At 44.0% G+C, this 26787-nt stretch carries 24 protein-coding genes; 12 read left to right on the forward strand and 12 right to left on the reverse strand.

The window, feature by feature from the left end; all coding sequences use genetic code 11:
* Window positions 1-263: 263 nt before the first annotated feature.
* A complete protein-coding gene (gene rapA / locus ACMAZD_RS02305) occupies window positions 264-3173 on the forward strand; it encodes an RNA polymerase-associated protein RapA (protein WP_435248412.1) in 2910 nt (969 codons plus the stop codon).
* A 111-nt stretch (window positions 3174-3284) separates the two neighbouring features.
* Here the strand turns inward: rapA and ACMAZD_RS02310 are convergent, their stop codons facing one another.
* Window positions 3285-4556 (reverse strand): NRAMP family divalent metal transporter, encoded by a 1272-nt coding sequence (locus ACMAZD_RS02310; protein ID WP_435248413.1) that lies wholly within the window; start codon window positions 4554-4556, stop codon window positions 3285-3287.
* Between the two features lie 158 nt (window positions 4557-4714).
* Here ACMAZD_RS02310 and ACMAZD_RS02315 point away from each other — a divergent pair, with 158 nt between their 5' ends.
* On the forward strand, window positions 4715-5449 hold the full coding sequence (locus tag ACMAZD_RS02315) for a pseudouridine synthase (protein ID WP_435248414.1): 735 nt from the start codon (window positions 4715-4717) through the stop codon (window positions 5447-5449).
* Window positions 5450-5483: 34 nt separating this feature from the next.
* Window positions 5484-6446: a D-2-hydroxyacid dehydrogenase gene (locus tag ACMAZD_RS02320; RefSeq protein ID WP_435248415.1), complete on the forward strand. Its 963-nt coding sequence runs from the start codon at window positions 5484-5486 to the stop codon at window positions 6444-6446.
* Window positions 6447-6628: 182 nt separating this feature from the next.
* Here ACMAZD_RS02320 and ACMAZD_RS02325 read toward each other — a convergent pair whose 3' ends face one another.
* The 4 genes from ACMAZD_RS02325 to argR form a co-directional block, all read right to left on the reverse strand.
* Entirely contained in the window at window positions 6629-7066 is a 438-nt protein-coding gene (locus ACMAZD_RS02325; RefSeq protein ID WP_435248416.1) for a universal stress protein, read from the reverse strand.
* A gap of 104 nt (window positions 7067-7170) precedes the next feature.
* Window positions 7171-9750, reverse strand: coding sequence for a TRAP transporter permease (locus ACMAZD_RS02330; RefSeq protein WP_435248417.1), 2580 nt, complete (start codon window positions 9748-9750; stop codon window positions 7171-7173).
* A 255-nt stretch (window positions 9751-10005) separates the two neighbouring features.
* Window positions 10006-10974 carry a TAXI family TRAP transporter solute-binding subunit gene (locus ACMAZD_RS02335; protein WP_435248418.1) on the reverse strand — a complete coding sequence of 323 codons (969 nt, stop codon included), beginning with the start codon at window positions 10972-10974 and terminating at the stop codon, window positions 10006-10008.
* A gap of 341 nt (window positions 10975-11315) precedes the next feature.
* Window positions 11316-11786 (reverse strand): transcriptional regulator ArgR, encoded by a 471-nt coding sequence (gene argR / locus ACMAZD_RS02340; protein ID WP_004740827.1) that lies wholly within the window; start codon window positions 11784-11786, stop codon window positions 11316-11318.
* Between the two features lie 350 nt (window positions 11787-12136).
* Here argR and mdh point away from each other — a divergent pair, with 350 nt between their 5' ends.
* Both mdh and ACMAZD_RS02350 read left to right on the forward strand, forming a co-directional pair.
* Window positions 12137-13072 (forward strand): malate dehydrogenase, encoded by a 936-nt coding sequence (gene mdh / locus ACMAZD_RS02345; protein WP_435248419.1) that lies wholly within the window; start codon window positions 12137-12139, stop codon window positions 13070-13072.
* Window positions 13073-13201: 129 nt separating this feature from the next.
* Complete coding sequence (locus tag ACMAZD_RS02350; protein ID WP_009847833.1) at window positions 13202-13393, forward strand: hypothetical protein; 192 nt, start codon at window positions 13202-13204, stop codon at window positions 13391-13393.
* An 88-nt stretch (window positions 13394-13481) separates the two neighbouring features.
* Here ACMAZD_RS02350 and ispB read toward each other — a convergent pair whose 3' ends face one another.
* A complete protein-coding gene (gene ispB, locus ACMAZD_RS02355) occupies window positions 13482-14453 on the reverse strand; it encodes an octaprenyl diphosphate synthase (RefSeq protein ID WP_435248420.1) in 972 nt (323 codons plus the stop codon).
* 268 nt (window positions 14454-14721) lie between these two features.
* On the opposite strand from ispB, the gene rplU reads away from it, so the two are divergent.
* The 6 genes from rplU (at window position 14722) to folA (ending at window position 18897) form a co-directional block, all read left to right on the forward strand.
* Window positions 14722-15033 (forward strand): 50S ribosomal protein L21, encoded by a 312-nt coding sequence (gene rplU, locus ACMAZD_RS02360; RefSeq protein WP_004740823.1) that lies wholly within the window; start codon window positions 14722-14724, stop codon window positions 15031-15033.
* A 19-nt stretch (window positions 15034-15052) separates the two neighbouring features.
* Window positions 15053-15310, forward strand: coding sequence for a 50S ribosomal protein L27 (gene rpmA / locus ACMAZD_RS02365; RefSeq protein WP_004735905.1), 258 nt, complete (start codon window positions 15053-15055; stop codon window positions 15308-15310).
* A gap of 323 nt (window positions 15311-15633) precedes the next feature.
* The gene (gene cgtA, locus ACMAZD_RS02370; RefSeq protein WP_435248421.1) at window positions 15634-16806 is read left to right on the forward strand and encodes an Obg family GTPase CgtA; all 1173 of its coding nucleotides are present in this window, start codon (window positions 15634-15636) and stop codon (window positions 16804-16806) included.
* A gap of 330 nt (window positions 16807-17136) precedes the next feature.
* Window positions 17137-17904 carry a threonine/serine exporter family protein gene (locus tag ACMAZD_RS02375; RefSeq protein WP_435248422.1) on the forward strand — a complete coding sequence of 256 codons (768 nt, stop codon included), beginning with the start codon at window positions 17137-17139 and terminating at the stop codon, window positions 17902-17904.
* Complete coding sequence (locus ACMAZD_RS02380) at window positions 17904-18377, forward strand: threonine/serine exporter family protein (RefSeq protein WP_029223336.1); 474 nt, start codon at window positions 17904-17906, stop codon at window positions 18375-18377. Before ACMAZD_RS02375 ends, ACMAZD_RS02380 begins: the two co-directional genes overlap by 1 nt.
* A gap of 40 nt (window positions 18378-18417) precedes the next feature.
* Window positions 18418-18897 (forward strand): type 3 dihydrofolate reductase, encoded by a 480-nt coding sequence (folA, locus tag ACMAZD_RS02385; protein ID WP_435248423.1) that lies wholly within the window; start codon window positions 18418-18420, stop codon window positions 18895-18897.
* A gap of 113 nt (window positions 18898-19010) precedes the next feature.
* On the opposite strand, the gene ACMAZD_RS02390 is transcribed toward folA, so the two are convergent.
* The 6 genes from ACMAZD_RS02390 to lptD form a co-directional block, all read right to left on the reverse strand.
* Window positions 19011-19814, reverse strand: a complete 804-nt coding sequence (locus tag ACMAZD_RS02390) for a symmetrical bis(5'-nucleosyl)-tetraphosphatase (protein ID WP_435248424.1) — start codon at window positions 19812-19814, stop codon at window positions 19011-19013.
* Window positions 19815-19845: 31 nt separating this feature from the next.
* Window positions 19846-20226 carry a Co2+/Mg2+ efflux protein ApaG gene (gene apaG / locus ACMAZD_RS02395; protein ID WP_009847827.1) on the reverse strand — a complete coding sequence of 127 codons (381 nt, stop codon included), beginning with the start codon at window positions 20224-20226 and terminating at the stop codon, window positions 19846-19848.
* A gap of 81 nt (window positions 20227-20307) precedes the next feature.
* On the reverse strand, window positions 20308-21123 hold the full coding sequence (rsmA, locus tag ACMAZD_RS02400; protein ID WP_372121252.1) for a 16S rRNA (adenine(1518)-N(6)/adenine(1519)-N(6))-dimethyltransferase RsmA: 816 nt from the start codon (window positions 21121-21123) through the stop codon (window positions 20308-20310).
* Window positions 21120-22109: a 4-hydroxythreonine-4-phosphate dehydrogenase PdxA gene (gene pdxA / locus ACMAZD_RS02405; RefSeq protein ID WP_435248425.1), complete on the reverse strand. Its 990-nt coding sequence runs from the start codon at window positions 22107-22109 to the stop codon at window positions 21120-21122. The genes rsmA and pdxA overlap by 4 nt, the downstream gene beginning before the upstream one ends.
* The gene (gene surA, locus ACMAZD_RS02410; protein ID WP_435248426.1) at window positions 22099-23394 is read right to left on the reverse strand and encodes a peptidylprolyl isomerase SurA; all 1296 of its coding nucleotides are present in this window, start codon (window positions 23392-23394) and stop codon (window positions 22099-22101) included. Before surA ends, pdxA begins: the two co-directional genes overlap by 11 nt.
* 42 nt (window positions 23395-23436) lie before the next feature.
* A complete protein-coding gene (gene lptD, locus ACMAZD_RS02415; protein ID WP_435248427.1) occupies window positions 23437-25773 on the reverse strand; it encodes an LPS assembly protein LptD in 2337 nt (778 codons plus the stop codon).
* A 149-nt stretch (window positions 25774-25922) separates the two neighbouring features.
* Between lptD and djlA the strand changes: the two genes are divergently transcribed.
* A complete protein-coding gene (gene djlA, locus ACMAZD_RS02420) occupies window positions 25923-26777 on the forward strand; it encodes a co-chaperone DjlA (RefSeq protein ID WP_435248428.1) in 855 nt (284 codons plus the stop codon).
* Window positions 26778-26787 lie beyond the last annotated feature (10 nt).

Raw genomic sequence — 26787 nt, forward strand, 5'->3', positions numbered from 1 at the left:
AGCGAAAACAGAAAAAAAGCATGAAATAGCAGCCTTTAGACGTGACCTAAATCACAGCATCGAGTAAGATTAGCGACCTTTTTCTGCACCATTTCCTTAAGATGATTTTTATCTTAAGCGCACTTTAAAAGTGGCTGCAAATTAGGCATTTTTAGCTATATTTTTATTTTGAGAGTCAGAAAATTCTGATAACAATGTAGTTAAAAAGAAACAATGTAGTTAAAAAGACCAAATTCCAACTATAAGATTGAGGTAGTCGATTCATGACATTTGCTTTGGGGCAACGCTGGATAAGCGATACGGAGAGCGATTTAGGTTTAGGTACCGTTGTAGCAATGGATGCTCGAACAGTGACAGTAATGTTTGCAGCATCAGAAGAAAATCGTGTGTATGCACGAACGGATGCTCCCGTAACCCGAGTAACGTTTAATGTCGGCGACGTCATCGAGTGCCAAGAGGGTTGGTCTTTATCGGTTGAGCAAGTGATCGAAGGCAAAGGTATTCTGACTTACATGGGTACTCGTGAAGATACTCAAGAAGCGGATGTGGCTCTACGAGAAATCTTCTTAAGCAACCAAATCCGTTTTAACAAACCTCAAGATAAATTGTATGCTGGTCAAATTGATCGCATGGATAACTTTGTCTTGCGCTACCGTGCTTTAAGCAACCAATACCAACAACATAAAAGCCCAATGCGTGGCTTGTGTGGTATGCGTGCAGGTCTTATCCCTCATCAGCTTTACATTGCACATGAAGTGGGTCGTCGTCACGCTCCGCGTGTTTTACTCGCCGATGAAGTTGGCCTAGGTAAAACCATCGAAGCGGGCATGATCATCCACCAACAGGTGTTGTCTGGCCGTGCTGAACGTATCTTGATTGTGGTACCTGAAACGCTTCAGCATCAATGGCTTGTAGAGATGATGCGTCGTTTCAACCTGCACTTTTCTATCTTTGATGAAGAGCGCTGCATTGAATCTTTTGCTGAATCTGACAACCCATTTGATACTCAGCAATACGTTCTGTGTTCACTGGACTTCCTACGTAAGAGCCGCAAGCGTTACGAGCAAGCTCTTGAAGGTGAATGGGACCTATTGGTTGTCGATGAAGCACACCACCTTGAGTGGAGCCAAGATAAGCCAAGTCGTGAATACCAAGTGGTTGAAGGCTTAGCTGAAAATACATCTGGTGTACTACTACTGACAGCGACCCCTGAGCAGCTGGGTCGTGAGAGCCACTTTGCGCGTCTGCGTCTGCTTGATCCTGATCGCTTCTACGATTACGAAGCATTCGTTGAAGAAGAAGACCAATACGCCCCTGTTGCTGATGCGGTAACGGCATTGTTCTCTGGCGTGAAGCTTGAAAACAGTGCGAAGAACCAAATTACAGAGCTTCTTTCTGAGCAAGATGTTGAACCTCTATTCCGAGTTATTGAAGGTGATAGCAGTGAAGAAGAGCAAGCGTTAGCTCGCCAAGAACTGATTGATAACCTTATGGATCGCCATGGTACCGGTCGTGTTCTATTTAGAAACACACGTGCTGCAATCAAAGGCTTCCCTAAGCGTAATGTAAACCTACTGCCGATGGACATTCCAACGCAGTACACAACCTCGATGCGTGTATCGGGCATGATCGGTGGCAAGATGGCACCTGAAGCTCGTGCAATGAAGATGTTGTACCCAGAAGAGATCTTTCAAGAGTTTGAAGGTGAAGATTCAAGCTGGTGGCAGTTCGATTCACGTGTGAACTGGTTGATTGAAAAGATCCAAGACAAGCGTAGCGAAAAGATCCTAGTGATCGCTTCGCGTGAGAGTACGGCTCTGCAGCTGGAACAAGCTCTACGTGAGCGTGAAGGTGTGCGTGCAACGGTATTCCACGAAGGGATGTCGATTCTAGAGCGTGATAAAGCTGCGGCTTACTTTGCTCAAGAAGAGGGCGGCGCTCAGGTGCTTATCTGTAGCGAAATCGGTTCTGAAGGTCGTAACTTCCAATTTGCTAACCAGTTAGTGATGTTCGATCTTCCGTTCAATCCAGATTTGCTTGAACAACGTATTGGTCGTTTGGACCGTATCGGTCAGCTTCGTGATATCGACATTCATGTTCCTTACCTAAAAGGCACATCGCAAGCGATTCTAGCGCGTTGGTTCGATGAAGGTCTGAATGCATTTGCAGAGACTTGTCCTACTGGTCGCACGGTTTACGATAAGTATTCTGATGTACTGATCGAAATGCTGGCATCTGGTAATACCGAGCAGCTTGATGAAGTGATTGAAGAATCAGCGAAGCTAAACCAAAGCCTGAAATCGGATCTAGAAAAAGGCCGAGATCGTCTACTAGAGATGCACTCAAATGGTGGCGATAAAGCCCATGAGATTGCAGAGAAAATTGCGTCTACCGATGGTGATACTAACCTCGTTTCGTTTGCGCTGAGTCTGTTTGATACCATTGGTCTGAACCAAGATGACAAAGGTGAAAATGCGCTAGTCGTGACACCTTCTGAACACATGATGGTACCAAGCTACCCAGGCTTACCTTATGAAGGTGCAACGATTACGTTTGACCGTGAAACCGCGCTATCTCGTGAAGACATGAACTTCATTAGCTGGGAACACCCAATGATTCAGGGCGGTATTGATCTGCTATTGAGTGAAGGTGTGGGTGCGTCTGCGGTATCTCTACTGAAGAACAAAGCGCTGCCAGTTGGTACGATTCTACTTGAGTTGGTTTACCTTGTTGATGCACAAGCGCCAAAGCGCAGCGGTATCAGCCAGTTCTTACCTAAGACGCCGATTCGCTTGATGATGGATGGTCGTGGTAACGATTTATCTGCTCAGGTTGAGTTCGATAGCTTTAACCGTCAGTTAAGCCCGGTAAACCGTCATTTAGCGAGCAAGCTAGTGAACTCGGTACAAGGCGAGATTCACAAGCTAATTGAAGCGGGTGAGACGCATGTCCTTCCGAAGGTTGAAGAAGTTCGTCAGCAAGCTCAGAAAGAGATGCAAACTAACTTGAACGGTGAATTAGAGCGCCTGCAAGCGCTTAAAGCGGTCAACCCTAATATTCGTGATGAAGAGCTAGAGGTTATCGAAGCTCAAATCAATGAACTGACAGGTTACATCAGCAAAGCTCAGGTTCAGCTCGATTCACTACGTTTGATTGTGGTTTCTCACAACTAGCTTTGAATGAGCTAAATGCTTTAACAAAAGAAGGCCTTCATGATGAAGGCCTTCTTTTTATCTAGCGTTTGAAAGGTGTTTTGATTGTTGAAAGGTGTAATGGCAAAGGAATTACATTACCCATTTCCACCAAACAAATACGGCTAGGAAACCAAATAGGTAAACCAGACCTGCCACAGACAAGCATTTTAGCTTAGTGCCAATCGCGAGCGCTTCAGGAAGCTTAGTTTTGCTTACTAAAATGAAGTTAAGTAATGCGAAGAATGGCGTAGTCGCAAAGGCAAGCACCATCGCAAAATCAAGCATTGGCATCAGTGCTGCGCTGAAGAACATTACAATCGCCAATGCCGCGAGAGAGACAATGATGATCCAGCCTTGCAGCATTCTAGGGCTCGATTCTTTTTTCAATAGCAGGCGCTGTGATTCAGCAAGCACGCGTGAGTAGCCATCAATAACGGTAATAGTACTGCCAAAAATACAGAAGAAAGCGATAAGAGCGATCAGTGGACGAGACCATTCACCAATCGTAGAAGCGTAGATGCCTACCAATTGATGGGTGAAGCCAACGCCAGAGCGAGACAGCTCAACGCCAGAGCCGTGAAGTACCAGTGCACCTAAAGCAACGAATACCAGTGCAAGCAACGCTGTGCCAATATAGCCCACGTTGAAATCGAACAGCGCAGATTGAGCGGTCACTTCTTGTTTCTCTTTTTGGCTTTTTAGCCACATAGAGGTGATGCTTGAAATCTCGATAGGTGCGGGCATCCAACCCATGGTCACCACGATAAAGCCAATAGCAGCCAATGACCAAGGCGACGGTGGAACAAAAGCCGCATCAGGTTCAACTGGAGAGCCGATAGCAATAGCGACGGCAGCCAAGGTTGTGATAGTTAGGATCGCCATGATCGCTTTGGACAGCGTATCGAGCGCGCGATAATGGCCAGCGAATACAATAATCAAGCAGGTCGCTAAAACGATCATGCACAATGTGCTGATGGCCAAGTCAAAAGGAACAAAGTAACTAAGCAAGCTTGCACTGAATAACAGTAAGGCTCCGGTATTGACCACGGCAGAAATAGCACTCAGTATCGTAAAGATAACAAGGTAAGGTCGGCTAAGATTAGAGTATCCTTCCACCAAACTTTGCCCTGTACCAAGGGTATATTGGATGCCAGCTCTAAAGAATGGGTACTTAAATACGTTAACTAAAAGAATCAGTGCGGCTAGTTGCCAACCATAAATGGCGCCCGCTTTCGTTGAAGCGACTAAGTGAGATCCACCGACCGCAGCAGCGGCCATCATGATTCCTGGGCCAAGAGATTTAATCAGGCTTGAAAGTGGTGCGGAGGTTGGTGTTGTGGTGGTTTTAGCCGTACTTTCCATCGTTTTTCCTTTGAGGCTTAGTTCTTATTTTCCGTTACCTTATCAATACCATGTTTCGCAACTTCGTCAACTTTTATGTACGAAGATGTTGAAAATTGTATTTATTAATAAACAAATTGACCGTGAGTTATTTATTAACCAGTAATTAAGAGGCTCTAATGGCGTTAGAACAGTACACACCACCAAGTGAACCGTGGACTGATATTGTCTATCAAGATGAGGATATTCTTGTGGTGAACAAGCCAGCAGGCCTACTTTCGGTGCCGGGGAGACTGCCAGAGCACTACGACAGTATGTGGAGTCGGTTGGCTGTCGAATTTCCGGAGGTTCAGGTTGTGCATCGATTGGACATGTCGACATCGGGATTGATGCTGCTCGCTAAACACAAACAAGCTGAGCGTCATCTGAAGAAGCAATTCCAATATCGACTGACACACAAACTCTATTACGCGCGAGTATGGGGTTCAGTAGGAGAAGCCGAAGGTTTGATTGATCTGCCGCTTATTTGTGATTGGCCAAATCGCCCTAGGCAGAAAGTCTGTTTTGACGAGGGTAAACCATCACAGACTCGATATATTGTGGAGCAACAAGAGCCTAAAACGACATTATTGAAATTGCTGCCCATTACAGGTCGCTCTCATCAGTTGCGTGTTCATTGCATGGAGTTGGGAAACCCTATTGTGGGTGACGAGTTTTATTCAAGGCCTGAAGGTTGTGATTATAGCGATAGATTGGCTTTGCACGCATGTGAACTGAGCTTCTATCATCCGGCGAATAATCAGCTGTTCAAAGCCTTCGTGCCATGCGAGTTTTACCCTCAAGCTTCACCACAAATCGAACAGCACTTTGAAATTGCGCCAGAGCTTCCAGACTACAGTAAGCTAAAAGCTTAGAATGGTGCCACCAATACCAATTCAAGGACCTACAATGCCGAAGTTGAAAGTGGCCTTTCTCGACCGAGCGACCATCCCATCTCAAATCCATTTAAAACCTCTCAGCTTTGAAAATCAATGGGTTGAGTATGACTTTACTTCACCTGAGCAAGTGTCTGAACGAATTGAAGACGCTGATGTTGTTATCACCAATAAGGTTGTGCTCAACGCTGATAATTTAGCTCAAGCCCAACAACTTAAGTTGATCGCTGTGTCAGCAACGGGAGTGAACAATGTCGATGTTGGCTACTGCAAGAGTAACAACATAGCGGTGGCAAACGTGCAAGGCTACGCGACTCAATCGGTACCTGAACATGTTATCGCGATGCTGTTTACGCTTAAGCGAAACCTCGTTGGTTATCATCAAGATATCGAGGCTGGCGAGTGGCAGAAGGGCAAACAATTCTGCTTCTTTACTCATCCGATTCAAGATGTTGCAGGCAGTACATTAGGCTTAATCGGTAGTGGTGGCTTAGGACAAGCGACAGCGATATTGGCAAAAGCGATTGGTATGAACGTCATCTTTGCTGAGCGCAAAGGGGGAGATTCTTGTCGAGAAGGGTATCTACCTTTTGAGACAGTTTTACAGCAAGCAGATGCGATCAGCTTACATTGCCCGTTGGCCGAAGCGACCCGAAATCTGATTTCGGAGCGAGAGCTTACAATGATGAAACCAAGTGCGGTGTTAATTAATGCTGGCCGCGGTGGATTAGTCGATGAGCAAGCCTTGGTTGAAGCATTGATCAATCATGAGATTGCTGGCGCAGGCGTGGATGTGTTCACACAAGAACCCGCAGATATTTCGAATCCGTTGTTGGCGAATAGCCACTTGCCGAATCTATTGTTAACGCCACATGTAGCGTGGGGTAGTGATAGCTCAATTCAGAAGCTTTCAGATATTTTGATGGATAACATTGATGTGTTTGTTGAAGGGAAACCGCAGAATCTCGTCAGTTAATTAAAGCTGTATTCAGCAGTCTGCACTTGATGAAGTAGAAATAAAAAAGGTTGGCTGGCTTTGAGCCAACCTTTTTCGATATTTTGTCTTTAGTTCGACAGAGCGTATTGGCTTATTAGCTTATTAGCTTATTAGCTTATTAGCTTATTAACTAGAAGCCATTAGCCATTAGCCATTAGCCATTAACCTTGAGGCTTGATAATCAATACGTTAATTGGTGAATTCTGTACGACTTTACTCGCCACTGAACCCAGTACCACTTTGTCGATTTTCGAGCGCTTATGGCTAGGCATCACAATTAGGTCTGCACCTAGCTTTTCCGCGTAATCTAGAATCGTTGTGTAAGTTTTACCTTCCGCAACGTGAACCTTATAAACCACTTCATCGTCGATGTATTTATCAGCAAACTCTTTTAGCTGATTTTTTACATCAAGCTTCATTTGATTTGCGGCATCTTTCGGGAAGTAAGACGCAACCATCGACATGTGAATGCCTGGCAATACGTTCAAGATATGGATTTCAGCATTGCTGTGCTTTGCGTGCCATACCGCTAATTCAACCGCTTTGTCAGAAAAGCCTTTGTCGTTAAGATCAACAGGAACAAGGATTTGTTTATACATGTGTTTTTCTCTTTTTTATCAGCGCTTAGTATTGACCAAGCGCTGTGATTATCCTTTCCATGTAATAAAGCCAAATAGAGTTGAGCACTACTTGGCTCTATCCATTACGCGCTAATCTCATCCTTACGAGCACGCCTTCTTTGGTTCATCGCTAAGCCAATTAGAATCAGTAGGGATGGTAAGAATACCCACTCTTTCATTGGTCTTTCTGCGTCTTGGATAACTGATTTAATTTCCCAATCAAAGTCAATGCCAGCCGCTTCTGCTGGGCTACCGAACTCAACCATGTCGACAATCATCTTGTCTTCAGATTTAGTCAGCATTAAGCCCATTGAAGCAAGGCGGTCTTCACTTGTTGTCGCAGAATCTTCAAATGGAAGGCGAACCGTCTTCTCAGAATAGTCACCTTCTAAGTTTTCGCCACCCACTCGTAACTCTAGAGATTGTCCCACAGGTAGACCTTCTGTGATTTGAGCGATCTCAACGCCAGGTGAAAGAACTTTTTCTGGATAAATCATGTCCCACCAGAAGCCAGGGCGGAAGAAAGAGAAAGTTAGAACCAATAATAGGATCGTTTCCCACCATTTATTCTTGGTAAACCACCAACCTTGCGTTGCCGCTGCAAAGATAAGTACCGCAGTCACGGAAGAGAAGATCGTTAGGAATAGATGCCACCAAGAATCAATGCCCATCAATAGTAGTTGAGTATTGAAAATGAACATGAATGGTAATATCGCGGTTCGGATATCGTAGGTAAAGCCTTGAATACCAGTACGGATCGGGTCTGATTTTGCAATCGCGGCGGCCGCAAAGGCTGCCAAACCAACCGGAGGTGTATCATCGGCTAAGATACCGAAGTAGAACACGAACAAGTGAACCGCAATCAGAGGGATGATTAGGCCATGCGCCGCGCCTAAGGTAACAATTACCGGAGCCATCAGCGTTGATACAACGATGTAGTTTGCCGTTGTTGGTAAGCCCATACCTAGGATTAAGCTGATTACCGCAGTGAATAGCAGCATAAGAATGATGCTACCGCCTGAGATAAACTCAACGAAGTCCGTCATTACCAAGCCGATACCCGTCAGAGTCACCACGCCTACAACAGTACCTGCTGCAGCTGTTGCTACACCGATACCGATCATGTTGCGCGCGCCTGACACTAAGCTTTCTAATAGGTCAACGAAACCTGCTTTAGTCTGCTCTGCAAGATCGTCCGATTTGTTCATCAGAGTCATCAAAGGACGCTGTGTGATCAAAATGAAGATCATGAATACCGTTGCCCAGAAGGCTGAAAGACCTGGAGAGAAACGTTCTACAGTTAGACACCAAACAAGAACCACGATAGGCAATAGGAAGTGCAGGCCAGACTTAATGGTTGGACCTGGATCTGGCACTTCTGTTAGCTCTGCATCGATGTCCATGCCGCCTTCAGCCGCATATTTTGCTGAAACTCGAACCAAGGCTATATAAGCGATCAATAGAGCAACGGTAACAATTGGGGTTGCTGCATCGCCAAACACATCTTTTGTCCAACCAACACCGTAGTAAACCGCAGCACTGATGACACATAGACCTAAAATGGTACCTGTGAAAGACAGTAGGCTCTGTACGATAGTTGGTGTGTGACGACGAGGTAGGCCAGTCATACCCGCTTTACATGCTTCTAAGTGAACAATGTAAATCAGGGCGATGTAAGAGATAAGAGCAGGTAATAGTGCCGCTTTAATCACTTCTACATACGAGATACCTACATATTCAACCATCAAGAATGCAGCAGCACCCATGATTGGTGGGGTTAATTGACCATTGGTTGAAGCAGCAACTTCTACAGCACCGGCTTTTTCACCGGAGAATCCAACTCTTTTCATTAGAGGGATCGTGAAAGTGCCCGTGGTTACCACGTTAGCAATAGACGAACCAGACACTAGACCTGATAGTCCAGATGCAACAACGGCTGCTTTTGCTGGACCGCCTTTCATGTGGCCAAGCAAAGAGAACGCAACTTTGATGAAGTAAGCACCAGCGCCTGCACGTTCTAGCATTGCACCAAACAGTACAAACAAGAATACGAATGACGTTGATACGCCAAGAGCAACACCGAATACACCTTCTGTCGTTAGCCATAGATGTGACATTGCCTTGTTAAGGCTCGCACCTTTATGGGCAATCACGTCTGGCATATGAGGACCGCCAAAGGTGTAAAGTAGGAATACTGCTGCCACAACCATAAGAGGTGGACCCAAAGCGCGTCGAGTTGCTTCAAGCAGTAGAATCATACCGAACACAGCTGCAACAATATCGAATGTTGTTGGCGCGCCTGAACGACCGGCTAATTCCGTATAGAAAATATAGATATAAGAAGCTGAAAAACTACCAACAAGCGCTAATACCCAGTCGACTGCCGGGATATAGTCCCGCGGCGAGTTCTTCATGGCTGGGTAAGCGGTAAATGCTAGGAAAATAGCAAAGGTAAGGTGAATTGCTCGAGCTTCGGTATCGTTTAAAATTGCGAAGTTAAAAATGAACGGCAGCGGAGATGCATACCAAAGTTGGAACAGTGACCAACATAGAGGCACAAACCATAAAATACGGCCTTGAATACCGCGAGGGCTACGCGCACCAGTGTCTGATTGTGCCACCATTTCTTGCACATCTGGAGACGGTGATGTTGTCTGCGTCATGTACTTTATCCTTATTATTGATGGTCTGCCTTTCTTACAAACAACGAGACGTTATTTATTCCCTATCTAGTGTAGTGAATCGATAGGGAAATGCGTTTTTTGTTCGTCTTTGTCTTAGGCTTGATACGAAGGTAAGTTCGCCAAATTGGAGAAACTTAAAGGTTTGTCTCTTTTCACTTGGGTTATTTTTATAAAACGTGAAAAACCAATAAGGAGGACACGCCTCCTTATTGGTAGAGCAGGCTTAAAGTAGAGTTACTTTAGAAGGCCTACTTCTTTGTAGTATTTTACTGCGCCAGGGTGAAGAGGGATTGAGATACCCGCTTTAACCATGTCTTCTTTCTTCAGGTTCGCAAATGCTGGGTGCAGGCGTTTGAATGTAGCAAAGTTTTCAAATACCGCTTTAGCAACGTTGTACGCGACTTCGTCAGAAACGTCAGACGTTGTTACCATAGTTGCAGCAACACCGAAGCTGTTTACGTCAGTATCTGTACCACGGTACATGCCAGCTGGAACTGTGCTGTATGCGTAGTATGGGTTTTCAGCTACGATTTTGTCGATTTGTGGACCCGTTGCAGAAACCAGTTTTGCATCACAAGAAGTTGTTGCTTCTTTGATTGAACCGTTCGGGTGACCAACCATGTAGATGAATGCATCAATCTTGTTATCACAAAGTGCTTGTGAACGCTCAGAACCTTTTAGTTCAGAAGCAAGCTTGAAGCTATCGTTAGTCCAACCCATAGCGTCCATTACAACACCCATCGTTGCACGGTCACCAGAACCCGGGTTCCCAATGTTGACACGCTTTCCAGCTAGGTCAGACACATTGTTGATACCAGCATCGGTACGAGCGATAATGTTGAACGGTTCTGTATGTAGAGAGAACATAGCACGAAGTTTCTTGTATTCGCCCTGATCTTTGAACTTACTTGTACCGTTGTAGCCATGGTATTGCCAGTCCGATTGAACAACACCGAAATCTAGTTCACCAGCACGGATGGTATTAACGTTGTAGATTGAACCACCAGTAGACTCGACAGAACAACGAATGTTGTGGTCTTTACGGCCTTTGTTTACTAGCTTACAAATAGCACCACCAGTTGGGTAGTAAACACCCGTTACTGAACCAGTACCAATTGTGATGAACTCTTGAGCGTTAACTGCGCCAGCGCCCATTACAGCAGCTGCAATAGCCCCAACTTTAATAAGTTTGGTAAATGCCATGAATTTCCCTTCCTTTATTCATTATTAACCCTGAAACAATTGTAGTCGTTTCTGGAGTTTCCTATTTGGAAACGGCACCTTCTTCAATCCATGTGATGAAAAAGTAGCTGAATAATATCAAAAATTGGCAGAAAATTACTCAAATGTTAAAAGATATAGCTAAAAAATCTAACAAATGACGGTTAGATCTCGTGTTTAATTTTATATTGAGTTTTTAAAATCAATGGTTTAGTGGTTTTTAAGGGGGGAGGGGTGGATATCTTAGGATGTGATTTGGATCACGAAGCGAATAGGTATTCGTGATCCATTAGTAGCTGTGATAGTTATGAAACTATGGGCATCTATCCCGCGTATTCAAACAGCTCGCACACTGAATCAAACAGTTGCTTAGTGGTCACTGACAAGGTTGGAGTAATAAAGATAGTGTCATCGCCTGCGACTACGCCCAGTATGCCTTCTGACTTACCTAATGAATCTAATAAGCGAGCAATAAGTTGCGCAGCACCAGGTCCAGTGTGTATCACAACTAATGCATTGTTGTGGTCAATGTCTAACACCAACTCTCTTAAAGAGCTCGAAACTGTCGGCACGCCAAGCTCAGCTGGAAGACAGTAAACCATCTCCATTTTTGCATTGCGCGTTCGAACAGCGCCAAACTTAGTTAACATACGCGAAACTTTAGATTGGTTGATGCTTTCAAAGCCTTCATGTTTGAGGGCATCGACAATCTCGCCTTGCGAACCAAAACGTTCTTCTTTTAGTAATGCTTTAAAAGCACGAACTAAGTTGTCTTGTTTTTCTGTATTGCGCATATGTCATTCTTATTCATTAATAAAGATATCTGCATATTCTCGCATACATATTCAATCTTAGCCAAAATATCACGGTAATTTGTTAGTCATATCACTGTAAAAATTTAATAGGATAATGTGTTATTAGTGGCAACTTATTTTGTTATTTCAGATGATTATCCCCATAATACCACTCGCTGTGTGGCACGGTTTTATTGACTTGCGCGAAGTCGCAAAGCTGGCGTTAATTGATTGTAATCACTTTGTGATTAATATATTTTTTTAACGATAATTTAGCTTTTTAGCCTTAATTTAGCTCAAGAATTACTCTACAAAGAATCTATAAGAGAAATCTCTCAAGGAGAATAACAATGAAAGTAGCTGTTATTGGTGCCGCTGGTGGCATCGGTCAAGCCCTAGCCCTACTACTAAAGAACCGCCTGCCTGCTGGTTCAGATCTTGCACTTTACGACATCGCTCCGGTAACTCCGGGTGTTGCTGCCGATCTTAGCCATATCCCAACGCCTGTTTCGATCAAAGGTTACGCGGGTGAAGATCCAACTCCAGCACTTGAAGGTGCGGATGTTGTACTTATTTCAGCGGGTGTAGCTCGTAAACCTGGTATGGACCGTGCGGATCTTTTCAATGTGAACGCTGGCATTGTTAAGTCTCTAGCTGAGAAAATTGCCGTTACTTGTCCTACTGCTTGTGTTGGTATCATTACTAACCCAGTAAACACAACAGTGCCAATCGCTGCTGAAGTACTTAAGAAAGCAGGCGTTTACGACAAGCGTCGTTTATTCGGTATTACGACTCTTGATGTTATTCGTTCTGAAACGTTCGTTGCTGAGCTAAAAGATAAAGATCCATGCGATGTTCGTGTTCCTGTTATCGGCGGTCACTCAGGCGTAACGATTCTGCCTCTTCTTTCTCAAGTTGAAGGTGTAGAGTTCACTGATGCAGAAATCGCAGCGCTAACAACTCGCATCCAAAATGCGGGTACTGAAGTAGTAGAAGCTAAAGCTGGTGGCGGTAGTGCGACACTATCTATGGGTCAAGCGGCTTGTCGCTTCGGTCTTGCTCTAGTGAAAGCGCTTCAAGGTGAAGAGAACGTGATTGAGTGTGCATACGTTGAAGGTGAAGGCGAGCACGCACCATTCTTCGCACAGCCAGTTAAACTTGGCAAAGAGGGCGCAGAAGCGATCCTTAGCTACGGTGAACTTAGCGACTTCGAACGCAACGCACTAGACAGCATGCTAGAAACGCTAAATGGCGATATTGAGATTGGTGTTGAATTCGCTAAATAAGCGATAGATAACTGAACTCTGCTAAAAAGACAGTTAACGAAAGCCGATCATTGTGATCGGCTTTTTTGATCCTTGTATTCAGCCCACTCGTAATCCTTTTTTAGCCACAAAGAATTAGGGTTCAGAATTATGACTAGAGTACAAAAGGGAATGAATGTTAACTATCTAGGTCGCTTAGGTAAGATATTGGTTATCGATGAACAAGAGCAGTTCGCTTTGTTTGAGTCTTACAACAGTCATAAACAATATGCGGTTCCGTTGGAAGAACTTGAAGAGATCGAGGCGCAATTACCTTTATCATTAGAATCGAGTCGATATTAAAACCCAGAGTAATATCTAGCAGGATCAAAAAAAGAGCCAACCGGCTCTTTTTTATTATCTAGCTGTCTACTGACTACTTAGCTTCTATTTACTTGCTACGTTTTACTGCAAGGTGAGCTAGCGTAATTAAAGCTTGCTTATATTCTGAATCAGGAAGAATAGACAGCTCAGCTATCGCTTTGTCAGCTTCTTCATAGGCTTTATTGGTCGTGTACTCTAACGAGCCTGTCTCTTTCATTACAGACATGATGTCGTCGAGACGTTCCATACCATTGGCTTTTTCAATCGCTTCACGAATCATGCTCGCTTGGTCTGGAGAGCCATTACGCATTGCGTAAAGCAACGGTAACGTCGGTTTGCCTTCTGCTAGATCATCACCAACATTTTTACCCATCTCTTTACCATCAGCGGTGTAGTCCATCACATCATCAATAAGCTGGAATGCGGTTCCTAGGTACTTACCGTAGTTTTGCATCGCCGTTTCGATTTCAGGTGAAGACTCTGTAAGAATAGCGCCGATTTGAGTCGCGGCTTCAAACAAGCGAGCGGTCTTTGAATAGATCACCTGCATGTAGCTTTCTTCTGTGGTGTCTGGGTTATTACAGTTCATCAATTGTTGAACTTCACCCTCGGCAATCACGTTTACTGATTCGCTCATTAGCTCAAGGATCCTTAAAGATCCAAGCGTGGTCATCATCTGGAACGAGCGGGTGTAAATAAAATCACCAACCAAAACGCTCGCGGCATTACCAAACGCTGCGTTGGCTGTTGCTTTGCCACGTCTCATGTCCGATTCGTCGACAACATCATCATGGAGCAGTGTTGCGGTGTGGATAAACTCAATAAAGGCGGCTGAGGTGATATGAGCTTCACCTTGGTAACCAAGTGCACGAGCTGATAAAAGAGCAAGCAAGGGGCGTAGGCGTTTGCCACCACCGCTAACGATATAAAAACCAAGCTGGTTGATTAAACTTACGTCAGAATTAAGTTGGGCTTGAATTGTTTCATTCACTTTTGCCATATCATTGGCAGTAAGCGTTTGGATAGCTTTAAAATCCATTGTTCATCCGGCTGAAGTTGTACCCTGTAAGGCTTATACGTTGTATTTAATTGTTGAATAATACACTAAAAAACGTTGATTAATACATCACTTAAAGGCATCATTGCCGCACTTTTCTTTGGCGAACATGTTTTCGCCAATATTTTAAAAATATGGCTTGTCATAGCGGCATGATTCCCGTAGAATCTGCGCCCTATTGATTAGTTTAGCGCACACCCGAGTTGTAGAATTAACAACCATAGGCTGTGCGGAAAAAGCGGAGTAAAATATGTACGCTGTTTTCCAATCTGGTGGCAAACAACACCGAGTAAGCGAAGGTCAAACACTTCGTTTAGAGAAATTAGACGTTGAAACTGGTGCAACTGTAGAATTTGATAAAGTTCTTCTTGTTGCTAACGGCGAAGAAATCGCTGTTGGTGCACCTCTTGTTGAAGGTGGCAAGGTTACTGCAGAAGTAGTACAACACGGTCGTGGCGATAAAGTAAAAATCGTTAAATTCCGTCGTCGTAAGCACTCGCGTAAGCAAGCTGGTCACCGTCAGTGGTTCACAGAAGTGAAAATCACTGGCATTAACGCTTAAGTATTAGGAGAGTTTAACAATGGCACATAAAAAAGCTGGCGGTTCTACTAATAACGGCCGCGATTCAGAAAGCAAACGTCTTGGTGTTAAGCGTTTTGGTGGTGAATCCGTTCTTGCAGGTAACATCATCGTTCGTCAACGTGGTACTAAGTTCCACGCTGGCACAAACGTTGGCATCGGTAAAGACCATACTCTTTTCGCTCTTACTGAAGGTAAAGTGAAATTTGCAGTAAAAGGTCCTAAAAACCGTAAGTTTGTAAGCATCGAAGCTGAGTAATTTGATCTTTTATTAGATTATTTATACTAGCTTTCAAGCTGAATTCAAAAGCCCTGCCGATTCGGCAGGGTTTTTTATTTATAGCGAGAATAAAAAAGTAGACGCTCTGGCTTTAGTTTTGAGAAGCAATTTGGTGTTTGAGGAACCGTTTAGTTTCAAGAAGCCGTTTGTTTTTTAAGAAGCAGAAAGCAAAGAACCTCTCCTTATTTGTTCCTTGGTTGCAGATCGATCTAGATCTTAGGTGATCGATCTAAACACGGATCTGCTAGAATTTATATCACTCCTTGATGAGTGGTAACGCAACGTAAGTGCGGAGTTAAAAAATGAAATTCGTTGATGAAGCATCAGTAAAAATAGAAGCCGGTGATGGCGGTAATGGTACAGTAAGCTTTTGGCGCGAAAAATTCGTCGCTAAAGGCGGTCCTGATGGCGGTGATGGCGGTGATGGTGGTGATGTTTACATTCAAGCGGATGAAAACTTAAACACGCTGATCGATTACCGTTTCCAACGTTTTTACAATGCAGAGCGTGGCGAAAATGGCCGCGGTGGTAACTGTACTGGTAAACGTGGTAAAGATATGACCATGAAAGTACCTGTAGGTACTCGTGCTGTTGATATCCATACAAATGAAATCGTTGCTGAAGTTGCTGAACATGGCAAGAAAGTCATGGTTGGTAAAGGTGGTTGGCACGGTCTTGGTAACACGCGTTTTAAGTCGTCGGTTAACCGTGCTCCTCGTCAAAAGACAATGGGTACTAAAGGCGAAGTTCGCGAACTGCGTTTAGAGCTTCTTCTGTTAGCAGATGTTGGTATGCTTGGCCTGCCAAACGCTGGTAAATCTACTTTTATTCGCTCGGTATCTGCTGCGAAACCGAAAGTGGCTGATTACCCATTTACTACGTTAATCCCTAGCTTAGGTGTTGTTAGTGTTGTCCCTGAAAAGAGCTTCGTTGTTGCTGACATCCCAGGACTAATCGAAGGTGCAGCTGATGGCGCAGGTCTTGGTATTCGTTTCTTGAAGCACCTTGAGCGTTGTCGTGTTCTTCTGCACATGATCGATATTTTGCCGATTGATGGTTCTGATCCAATTCAGAACGCACTGACGATCATTGACGAGCTTGAGCAATATAGCGAAAAAGTGGCACAGAAACCTCGCTGGTTAGTATTCAACAAAGTTGATCTAATGCCTGAAGACGAAGCGGACGAAAAGATTCAAGAAATCGTCGAAGCTTTAGGTTGGGAAGGCGAGTATTTCAAGATCTCTGCTGTAAACAAGATCGGTACCAAAGATCTTTGCTTTAAACTGGGTGAGTTCATGGAGAACCTACCGCGTGAAGTTGAAGCAATTGAAGAAGAAGAAAAAGTTAACTTTATGTGGGATGACTACCATAAAGATGCGATGGCTGGTAAGAATGTCGTTACTGAAGATGACGACGATTGGGACGACTGGGATGACGAAGAAGATGACGGTCATGTTATCTATGTTCGTGACTAATCCTCATCGTTTCTTATAAATACTTTGGTCGCTTCTTCTAAAGCACACTGATAGTTTTATTAAACCGCAATGAAAATTGCGGTTTTTTTGTATCTAAATCATTATGTCTTATCAAATTTTAATGCAGAATTTATTTCTAGATAATTAATACCAATCGTAGTAAATAACTGGTCACCCTAGCTGGTTAAAACGCTCGATAATTGCGTTAGAGATTTTGATTGTAGAATAACTACTTATCGAAAATCTCTGCCTTGTTCTCAAGCTTTTTTCCTGCGCTATCTCTACTCACTTACTTACTGTGATTGGTATAACGCCTATGGGAAGGAAATCATGGCATCAGAACAAAGAGCGATCTCAAGGTTAGTCGCTCAGTCAGGACAAATGTTATTGGCACACGGCGCCGAGAGTACACTGGTCGGTGATATTATGCGCCGCATCGGTATTGCTTGTGGGGTGAATGAGGTTGAAGTTGCACTGTCAGCCAACGCACTGGTTGTGACAACAGTAATGGATGATCATTGCATAACGACAACTCGAAGCTGTGCTGATCGCGGCATTAATATGCAGGTGATAACAGAGATTCAACACGTGTGTATCATGATGGAGAAAGGGATTCTTGATTATGATTTAGCTTACAAGAAGATCCAAGGGATCAGTCCTGAGCGTTATAATCGCTGGTTGGTTGTCGTGATGATTGGATTATCGTGTGCTTCTTTTAGTCATCTTGCTGGCGGTGATTGGCAGGTCTTCATGATGACCTTTATCGCATCAGCTTGCGGCATGATCGTCAGACAAGAGATTGGTCATCGCCATTTTAATCCGCTGTTAAACTTTGCTATTACAGCGTTTGTTACGACAACGATTTCAGCGCAAGCGGCTCTTTATAACATCGGTGGCCAACCCACTATCGTGATGGCTTCTTCTGTGCTGATGCTTGTCCCCGGTTTCCCTTTAATTAACTCTGTTGCGGATATGCTTAAAGGCCATATTAATATGGGTCTCGCACGCTTCACCATGGCCAGTTTATTAACGTTGGCCACAAGCTTAGGCATCGTTGCAGCGATGAGTCTTTCGGATGTGTGGGGGTGGGCAAGCTAATGACTATCTTTGAATTATTGCTCGGCCTTTTGAATGATATGTTTTTTGCGGCGATACCTGCCGTCGGTTTTGCTCTGGTCTTTAACGTGCCACAACGTGCGTTGATCTATTGTGCTCTTGGAGGCTCCATTGGTCATGGTAGCCGTTACTTAATGATGCATTTCGGCATTCCCATCGAATGGGCAACGTTCTTCGCGGCGACTATTGTGGGGATGATTGGGGTTCATTGGTCACACAAACTGTTGGCGCACCCAAAGGTGTTTACCGTCGCTGCTTTGATTCCAATGGTTCCTGGAGTCTTCGCGTTTAAAGCGATGATCGCTATGGTCGAAATCAACAGAGCAGGGTATAACCCAGAATTGCTCGCCATGTTGATGGAGAACTTTTTAAAATCGATGTTCATTATCGCGGGGCTAGCGGTTGGCTTGGCGGTGCCTGGGCTGTTATTCTATCGTCGTAGACCTATCGTCTAGCTTCAATTTCATTTTCAGGTAAGGACAGGACTTTCTATTTATGATCATCAGTATGATAGCGGCAATGGCAAACAACCGTGTAATTGGTAAAGATAATCAGATGCCATGGCATTTACCTGCAGATTTCGCATGGTTTAAACGCTCAACGATGGGTAAGCCGGTAGTGATGGGGCGTAAGACCTATGATTCAATTGGCCGCCCTCTACCAGGCCGATTGAATGTCGTAATCAGTCGCGATGAGAGCTTAGAGATTGAAGGAGTGACTACTGTTACTTCAATTGATCAAGCATTAGAACTTGTCAGTGACGTTGATGAAGTGATGATCATTGGTGGTGGCTCTATCTATGAAAGCTGTCTGTCTAAAGCTAACAAGCTCTATCTGACTCATATCGACCTCCAAGTTGATGGCGATACACAGTTCCCTCGTTGGGGACAGGATTGGAAGCAGAGCTTTAGCGAAACTTATCAAGCTGATGAGAAGAATAAACACAACATGGAGTTTGTGATTCTCGAGCGTTAAGTTCTGAAATTAAAAACGTTTGCGTTACTGTAACAGTAACGCAAACTTCTCGTATCTCGTATCTCGTATCTCGTATCTCGTATCTCGTATCTCGTATCTCGTATCTCGTATCTCTATAGCGCATCTTGAGTGAAAAACTTTTTATCTTCCCAGCGAAGTATCGTCAATTCTCCTCCCCAAACACATCCAGTATCTAAACCAATCACATCTTTTCCTGAATAGCCTTCTAAGGCTGCCCAGTGTCCAAAGAGCACGGTTTTATCAAGCGTAATGCGTTGTGAAAGGTCAAACCAGGGTATCAAAGGTTCATCCGTAATTTCATTGGGCGGCAGTTTGCAAGCCATGTCGAGTCGGCCATCGGGAGAGCAAAAGCGCATTCGAGTAAAGCTATTGATCGCATAGCGATAACGTTCTATACCTTGCAACTCTTTGCTCCAGAGATCTGGCGTGTTGCTGTACATGTTCTTGACAAGCCATTGCCAACGGTCCGATTTGAGCAACGATGTTATTTCTTGGTTCTCTGTGCGTGCTTGTTCTAAGTCCCATTGAGGTGATATGCCCGCATGTGTCATGACAAACTCTGGGTGCTCTTGCATCAAGGGTTGTTGTCTTAACCATTCCAGCAATTGGCCACGGTCTTCAGCATCAAGAATGGGTTGAGTCTTATCTTTTGGTTTGGCTGAAAAGAGGCCTAAGGATACCGCAAGTAAATGTAAATCATGATTACCCAATACCACCTTCGCTGAACTTCCAAGGTTACGAACAAAGCGTAACGTCTCTAAGGATTTAGGACCACGAGCAACTAAGTCTCCGGCGACCCATAACGTATCTTGTTGTCTATCAAAGTTGATGGTTTCAAGCAGTAACTGAAGTTCGTCGAAGCATCCTTGGATGTCTCCGACAATATAATTCGACACAGTATTTTCCTGTAAATGGTAGAGATGTGTACTAGTTAAGAATATTGGGGATAGCCAGTCTAAATGGGTCGACTTCTGTTATGAAATCAATACCTTTATGATCGGTCATTACGTAGTGTCCCTGCATGACTCCCACTGGGGTTTCGATGACGGTACCACTGGTGTATGTGTATTCGTCATTGGCTTCAATCACTGGTTGTTGTCCAACCACGCCATCACCTTCTATGGTGAGTTGTTTACCGTTAGAGTCGGTAATCAGCCAGCGGCGAGACATAAGTTGCACTGTTGTTTTACTAAGGTTTTTGATGGTAATGATGTAAGCGAAAACGTAGCGATTCTTAGATGGCTCAGATTGTTCTTCAATATATTTAGAATGAACCTGGCATTTGATACAAGGCGTAGATATATCCATATTCGCACCTTTTGTTGTTGGTATGCTTTAAGTATTACATAAAAAATAGGCTCCTCACCGAAGTGTAGGAGCCTTTTACGATTATTTGTCAGCGTTGTGACTGTCGTGCAACCAGTTCGCCATATCGACAAACTGTTCGAGAGTCAGGTTCTCAGGGCGCATGCCAGGGTTCACACCTAGCTCTTCAAGCACTTCCTTATCGATTAAGCTCTTGTAGCAGTTACGTACTGTTTTACGACGCTGGTTAAAGCCTTCGCGGCATACGCGATCTAACCACTTAAGATCTTTTGCAGGGTAAGGCAGTACTTCATAAGGCTGAAGACGAACGACTGCTGAGTCTACTTTCGGTGGCGGAACAAATGCTGTTGGTGGCACTTCTAAAACAGGAGTGACTTTACAGTAATATTGAGCCATAACCGTTAGACGACCGTAAGCTTTAGTGCCAGGGCCTGCTGCTAATCGGTTAACCACTTCTTTTTGAAGCATAAAGTGCATGTCTTGCACGTCTTTATGGAACTCAAAAAGGTGGAACATCAATGGTGTAGAGATGTTGTATGGCAAGTTACCGAAGATACGGAGTTTGTTGTTTGGCTTAACAAGTTGTTCGAAATCGAACTTCATTGCATCGCCTTCATAGATCGTTAGCTTTTCAGCAAGATCAGGGTGATTACGCAGACGTTCAGCAAGATCTCTATCCAGTTCAATTACTGTTAACTTGTCGACAAGCTTGCCAACAGGCTCAGTAATCGCACCAAGACCAGGACCGATTTCTACTAAGTTTTGGCCTGGAAGTGGATTAATACTCGATACGATTCCATCAATAATGTATGGATCGTTAAGGAAGTTTTGACCAAAACGTTTACGCGCTTTGTGCCCTAAGTGGACATCATTTCTCATTGCTTTTTCTCTACTAATTCAATGGCGTGCGTGAGCGCTGTTCTAAAGCTCCCTGTATCGGCTTGGCCTTTCCCTGCCAAGTCTAAGGCGGTACCGTGATCGACTGATGTACGAATAAACGGCAAGCCAAGTGTGATGTTCACTGAGCGACCAAACCCTTTGTATTTCAATACTGGGAGTACTTGGTCGTGATACATACCTAAAACAGCATCTGCATCTTGCAAATATTTTTCATTAAAGATGGTGTCTGCTGGCAATGGGCCAACTAAATTAATACCATCTTTCTGGCGAATTTTTTCTAGCGTAGGGGTGATGGTTTCTATTTCTTCACGACCCAAACAACCATCTTCACCCGCATGTGGGTTCAATCCACACACGTAAATAGTTGGTTTCTCTATGGCAAACTTTTCGACCAAATCTTTATGCAGAATAGCAATAATTTGCTCTAATCTGTCTTCGGTCACTGCTTGAGATACATAAGCTAGCGGGATGTGCGTTGTTACGAGAGCAACACGCAGCCCTTTTGTTGCCAACATCATCACGACAAGTGGAGTATTGGACTTCTCTGCAAAGAACTCGGTATGGCCACTAAAAGCAACGCCAGCTCGGTTAATTACACCCTTGTGAACAGGGCCGGTGACAATAGCATCAAATTCATCATTCATACAGCCAATTGCTGCGGTTTCTAATGTATTTAATACGTAGTGGCCGTTCGCTTCATTAAGTTGACCTGCAACGGCGACTTCAGCGAGTGGAACATGTTTCACAACCAATGTTCCAGAGCGTTGAGGTTGCTTGGGCGAGGTTGAGTCGTAGTCCAACAGCTCAACCTCGATCCCTAACATTTGAGCTCGCTCTGCTAGTAGGGTTTTGTCCGCACAAACGACGAGCTGATGTGGCCAGCTTTCTTGGGATAAGGCGAGAGTTAAATCTGGCCCAATTCCCGCCGGTTCACCTGCTGTAATGACAAGGCGTTTAGTTGTCATCTTGGTCATCCTCAACCATTTCAACAAAAGCACTCGCTCTGACTTCTTGCAGCCAAGCGCCAGCTTCTTCGTTGAACTTACGGTTAAATAGAATTTGGTATGCTTTGTTTTTCAAAGCGGAGTCTGTACGGTCTACTTCTCTGCGATCCAGCACTTCAACAATGTGCCAGCCATGAACCGTTTTGAATGGTGCGCTGATTTTACCTTCAGGTAGTGTTTCCACTTGATGCTTGAATTCAGGTACGTATAAATCAGGAGTTTGGTAACCTAGTTCACCATCTTGAACAGCTGAACCTGGGTCTTGGCTGTATTGCTGCGCAAGTTCACCAAAGCTAGCCTCACCCGCGTTTACGCGACGAGTGATTTCTTCAAGCTGCTCTTTGGCACCGTCATCACTCAAGATAACCGTTGGTTTAATCAAAATATGACGTGCATTCACCTCGGTAACTGCAACGGTTTCCAAACCTTTTACGTCTTCAATTTTTAAAATATGGAAGCCAACACCGCTTCGGAATGGACCGATGATACTGCCTTTATTTTGCATTTTGATTTGGTCTGCAAAAATCGTAGGCATCTCTTCTTTACGCATCCAACCCCAATCACCACCTTGTAGTGCTTTAGGACCTTTAGAGTAAGTATAAGCCATAGTGCTGAAGTCTTTGCCGTTGTTTAGCTCTTCCACTAAATCTGTCGCTTGTGCTTCTAATTCTTCTTTGGTTTGGTCATCATTGAATCGAAGTTGAATGTGGCCAATTCTGTATTGAACAGTCGCATTGGTTTCTTGCGCTAGGATATCCGCTAGGTTGTCTACTTCTGCAGGAAGAATGTTAATACGACGGCGAACCAAGGCATTGCGAGCTTCACTTGCTGCAATCTCTTTTCTTACTTGTTCACGAAATGCATTGTAGCTTAGGCCTTCTTCAGCAACGGATGCTGTCAGCTGAGCGACTGTCTGGTTGTTGTCTTTCGCAATGTCTTCGATTGCTTGATCAAGTCGAGCATCATCAATACGAACACCGATACGTTCCGCTTCTTGAGTTTGAATCGTATCAATGATCAGCTTTTCTAGAACTTGCTCATTCAAGACATCTTGTGATGGTAATGTTTGACCGCTTTTCTTAGCGTTTGCGCGCAGTGTCTTCATTGAAGCGTCGATGTCACTTTGTAAGACAACGCCTTCGTTAACGATCACTTTTACGCTATCGAGCTCAACCGGTGCTGCGTAGCTCGTTGATACAGTGCAAGCTGCTGCGATAGCAATTAATGTGTGTTTCCACAATGTCATGTGTAATCCTTTATATTTACTGATGTTTATCAGTAAAGAAAATTAGTTATTTAAGAAGAATGGACGGCCATAGCTCAATGAGTTATCAGAGCTGCTTTCACCAACTGCACCTGAATCAGAGCCGATATTGGTACCAAAGCCAACAATACCGAAGTTCACACTAAAGTTGTTTTCATATTCAGGTGTGATATTTGGATCACTAATGTTGTTCGTTAAACGGTTACTATAGGTAAAGCCGATGTACCAACAATCCGATCTGTAGTTTAAACGAGCTAGCCACTCTAGATCTTCTTGTGTAGTTAAGTCATAGAAATATTGGGCACTTGTGCTCCATTTTGGTGAAATTTGGTAGGCACCAAGTAGACCTGCTTGTGAGATACCCTCTCTTGTAATTGATGATACGTCAAAATCTACAGTTTCATTTATGTATTCTTCTGTTACATAACGGTAGTTAGTTTGTACGTAACCACCAGTGAAGCGGTATTCTAACGTACTGTTTGCAAGCTGCATCGCAGTAGTGTCAATGTCGTATTGCACGCCACCATGGTAGAACAGGTAGTCATCGTAGTTAAAATCGACCTCTACTGCCCAAGATGAGTAGTTTGAGTTCTTATCTGCATCATTGCTTTTTAAGTTCTGTTTGGTGTTTTTATCAATATAGAAAATTTGACCAAAGGATATATTAAGTCGCTCTTTATATTCATCATCAAAGAAACGAGACGATGCGCCATAGCTGACCTGATTTGCCGCAGCAATTCGATCTACGCCACTGTATTTATGGCTCCTGAATAAGCCATAGTAATCAGTCTGAAGCAGTGTTGTATCGTAAAGACCAATTTCGCTTTGATCCTCTTCGGGTACGTAAAGGTACTGCACTTGAGGCTCTAACGTTTGTGTATAGTTACCTATAATCGTGGTATCTCGTTCCAAGACGATGCCAGCGTGGCTTCTAAATTGAGGAATAACACGACTGGTAGATTCTTCTAGTCCTTCATAATCTGAGCCACTACCTGTATCAACGCCATCAAGGTCTTGCTGGTAATATGTACCAAGTAGCCGAGCTTCTGTTGTCCAAGTACCCCAGGTGTTTCCAACCGGAATTGTAATGCCAGGTTCAACGTGTACACGCGTTGCAGATGGTTTACCTGAAGCATCGGTATCGAACATCGATATATGACTGATGAGGTCGAAATCTAGGTAATCCATGACCTCAGGAGCATAGTAGTTATACTCTAGCTGTGGCATTAAGCGGTAAGGCAGGTTGTTGCTTGTGGTAAGAACCTGAAAGTCTCGTACTAATACTGACGCATCCCAGTTTTGTGAACGGTATGTCGCTCGACCTTCTTGTAGTAATTGACCGTCTTCACGGTTACCAATGCTACTTGAGCTAATATCGGTGAAGTAATCATTGTCACTGACTTTAGAGTAGTCCGTCTCAAATAACCATGCTTCTTTGAAGATACCTGTGTGCTGCCATTGTGTTCCCCAGCGGTCACCTTTATCTTTAAATTTCTTATCGTCGGGCAGGTACTCGGACTGTATGTTACCTGAGCCCAAATCGCTTAGGTAACGGAATTTACTGTTAAGTTGTGTGCCGCGCTTTTCCATATACCTCAAAGTTGTTTCTAAGTCGTAGTTTGGTGCTAAGTTCCAATAAACTGGGATTTCAGCTTCAAAACCATCGCTTGAGCCGTATGAGACGGTTGGGTATAAAAAACCGGTTTTACGAGTATCGCCAATAGGAACAGTTAAATAAGGCAGGTAGAAAACAGGCACGCTCTGGATTTCAAAGCGTGGATTATAGAAGGTTGCTTGTTCTTCATTCTGATCAACGTCAATACTTGAAGCTCTTAGTCGCCAAGCGTTATCACCAATAGGACAAGAGGTAATAGAGCCATCCTCTATCTCATAAACCGCCTTGCCTGTTTTCGCAATATATACCGCATTACCTCGACCTGGTTCGCAAAGAAATTCGTAGTCGGTATTTTCTAGCGTCATTTCATCGGTAGTGAGGTTATTGGTCGCCTTGTCTGATATAGACTTGATTTGACCGTCACTAAAGTTCACGTTACCTTCAGCTACAACGATGTTTTCTTGTTGGTGAAGCGTTACATTATCAGCAAGGATTGTTTTATTTCCTTGCGTAACTCTTACATCACCTGAATATATTGCCTTGTCACCATTGATAGCCTCTAAGCGATCTGATTCCACATGAGCGGGCAATTGTGTCTCGTTTTCGGCAGCGGGTTCGATCAAGCATTGATCTATAGAGGGCATTTCCTGCACACTACCATCGGTGATTGTTTCAGCTTGAGTTGTCGACACGTATAACGCCGTACTTATAGAAGCGGCTAACAAGGTGCGGGAAAAAGATTGCATGAAGTTGAACTATCCTGTGTCACTAGATGAAGGGTTGATCTAGTATCAATCCAATTAATAAAGCATTTTCCTTATGATAAAGGAAATATTAGCATTCAGCATCATCAGACAGCGTTACTCAGATAAAATTCATAGATAGAGAACACATAATGCAAATATTTGGCAAAATTTTGGGCGCTTTTTTTGGCTTTTTATTTGGAGGCCCACTTGGTTTAGTTTTTGGTCTATTTTTGGGGCATCAATTTGATAAGGCTCGACGTTTGAACCAACCGGGGTTCAATAGTTCTGGTTTTGGTCGCGGGCCAAGCCAAGCTGAAAGGCAAAACGAGTTCTTTAAAGCGGCTTTTTCGGTTATGGGACATGTTGCTAAAGCTAAGGGGCAGGTAACACCTGAAGAGATTCAGCTTGCTTCTACCATGATGGAGCGTATGAACCTGCATGGCGAGCAGCGTAAAGCAGCGCAAGATGCGTTTCGTGATGGCAAAGAAAGTGACTTTCCGTTAAGCGATGTGCTTGAGCGTGTGAAGATCTCATCGGGTGGCCGCTTTGATCTTCTGCAGTTCTTTTTAGAGCTACAGGTATCGGCGGCGTTTGCCGATGGCAGCTTGCACCCAAGTGAGCGTCAGGTTCTTCATAAGATAGCGCAAGGACTTGGGTTCTCTTCAGAGCAACTAGAGCGTCGCTTGCAGATGCAAGAAGCGGCATTCCGATTCCAACAACAAGGCGGAAACTTTGGTGGTCATCAAGGTCACGGACAGTCATCAGGTTGGCAACAAGCCTCACAACAGAACCAATTGGCGGATGCCTTTAAGGTACTGGGTGTGAGTGAAAGTGCCGACGGTAAAGAAGTGAAGAAAGCTTACCGTAAACTGATGAATGAACATCACCCAGACAAACTGATGGCAAAGGGTTTACCGCCAGAGATGATGAACGTCGCGAAAGAGAAGTCACAAGAAATTCAAAATGCTTATGACCTAATTAAGAAGGTCAAAGGTTTTAAGTAATAGAGCTATC

This window comes from Vibrio sp. nBUS_14, from assembly GCF_051201655.1.
Taxonomy (GTDB): domain Bacteria; phylum Pseudomonadota; class Gammaproteobacteria; order Enterobacterales; family Vibrionaceae; genus Vibrio.

Bases quoted from the DNA above. Each gene is read 5' to 3' on its own strand.
- rapA (WP_435248412.1), top strand. From the start codon at position 264: ATGACATTTGCTTTGGGGCAACGCTGGATAAGCGATACGGAGAGCGAT.
- ACMAZD_RS02310 (WP_435248413.1), bottom strand. From the start codon at position 4,556: ATGGAAAGTACGGCTAAAACCACCACAACACCAACCTCCGCACCACTT.
- ACMAZD_RS02315 (WP_435248414.1), top strand. From the start codon at position 4,715: ATGGCGTTAGAACAGTACACACCACCAAGTGAACCGTGGACTGATATT.
- ACMAZD_RS02320 (WP_435248415.1), top strand. From the start codon at position 5,484: ATGCCGAAGTTGAAAGTGGCCTTTCTCGACCGAGCGACCATCCCATCT.
- ACMAZD_RS02325 (WP_435248416.1), bottom strand. From the start codon at position 7,066: ATGTATAAACAAATCCTTGTTCCTGTTGATCTTAACGACAAAGGCTTT.
- ACMAZD_RS02330 (WP_435248417.1), bottom strand. From the start codon at position 9,750: ATGACGCAGACAACATCACCGTCTCCAGATGTGCAAGAAATGGTGGCA.
- ACMAZD_RS02335 (WP_435248418.1), bottom strand. From the start codon at position 10,974: ATGGCATTTACCAAACTTATTAAAGTTGGGGCTATTGCAGCTGCTGTA.
- argR (WP_004740827.1), bottom strand. From the start codon at position 11,786: ATGCGCAATACAGAAAAACAAGACAACTTAGTTCGTGCTTTTAAAGCA.
- mdh (WP_435248419.1), top strand. From the start codon at position 12,137: ATGAAAGTAGCTGTTATTGGTGCCGCTGGTGGCATCGGTCAAGCCCTA.
- ACMAZD_RS02350 (WP_009847833.1), top strand. From the start codon at position 13,202: ATGACTAGAGTACAAAAGGGAATGAATGTTAACTATCTAGGTCGCTTA.
- ispB (WP_435248420.1), bottom strand. From the start codon at position 14,453: ATGGATTTTAAAGCTATCCAAACGCTTACTGCCAATGATATGGCAAAA.
- rplU (WP_004740823.1), top strand. From the start codon at position 14,722: ATGTACGCTGTTTTCCAATCTGGTGGCAAACAACACCGAGTAAGCGAA.
- rpmA (WP_004735905.1), top strand. From the start codon at position 15,053: ATGGCACATAAAAAAGCTGGCGGTTCTACTAATAACGGCCGCGATTCA.
- cgtA (WP_435248421.1), top strand. From the start codon at position 15,634: ATGAAATTCGTTGATGAAGCATCAGTAAAAATAGAAGCCGGTGATGGC.
- ACMAZD_RS02375 (WP_435248422.1), top strand. From the start codon at position 17,137: ATGGCATCAGAACAAAGAGCGATCTCAAGGTTAGTCGCTCAGTCAGGA.
- ACMAZD_RS02380 (WP_029223336.1), top strand. From the start codon at position 17,904: ATGACTATCTTTGAATTATTGCTCGGCCTTTTGAATGATATGTTTTTT.
- folA (WP_435248423.1), top strand. From the start codon at position 18,418: ATGATCATCAGTATGATAGCGGCAATGGCAAACAACCGTGTAATTGGT.
- apaG (WP_009847827.1), bottom strand. From the start codon at position 20,226: ATGGATATATCTACGCCTTGTATCAAATGCCAGGTTCATTCTAAATAT.
- rsmA (WP_372121252.1), bottom strand. From the start codon at position 21,123: ATGAGAAATGATGTCCACTTAGGGCACAAAGCGCGTAAACGTTTTGGT.
- pdxA (WP_435248425.1), bottom strand. From the start codon at position 22,109: ATGACAACTAAACGCCTTGTCATTACAGCAGGTGAACCGGCGGGAATT.
- surA (WP_435248426.1), bottom strand. From the start codon at position 23,394: ATGACATTGTGGAAACACACATTAATTGCTATCGCAGCAGCTTGCACT.
- lptD (WP_435248427.1), bottom strand. From the start codon at position 25,773: ATGCAATCTTTTTCCCGCACCTTGTTAGCCGCTTCTATAAGTACGGCG.
- djlA (WP_435248428.1), top strand. From the start codon at position 25,923: ATGCAAATATTTGGCAAAATTTTGGGCGCTTTTTTTGGCTTTTTATTT.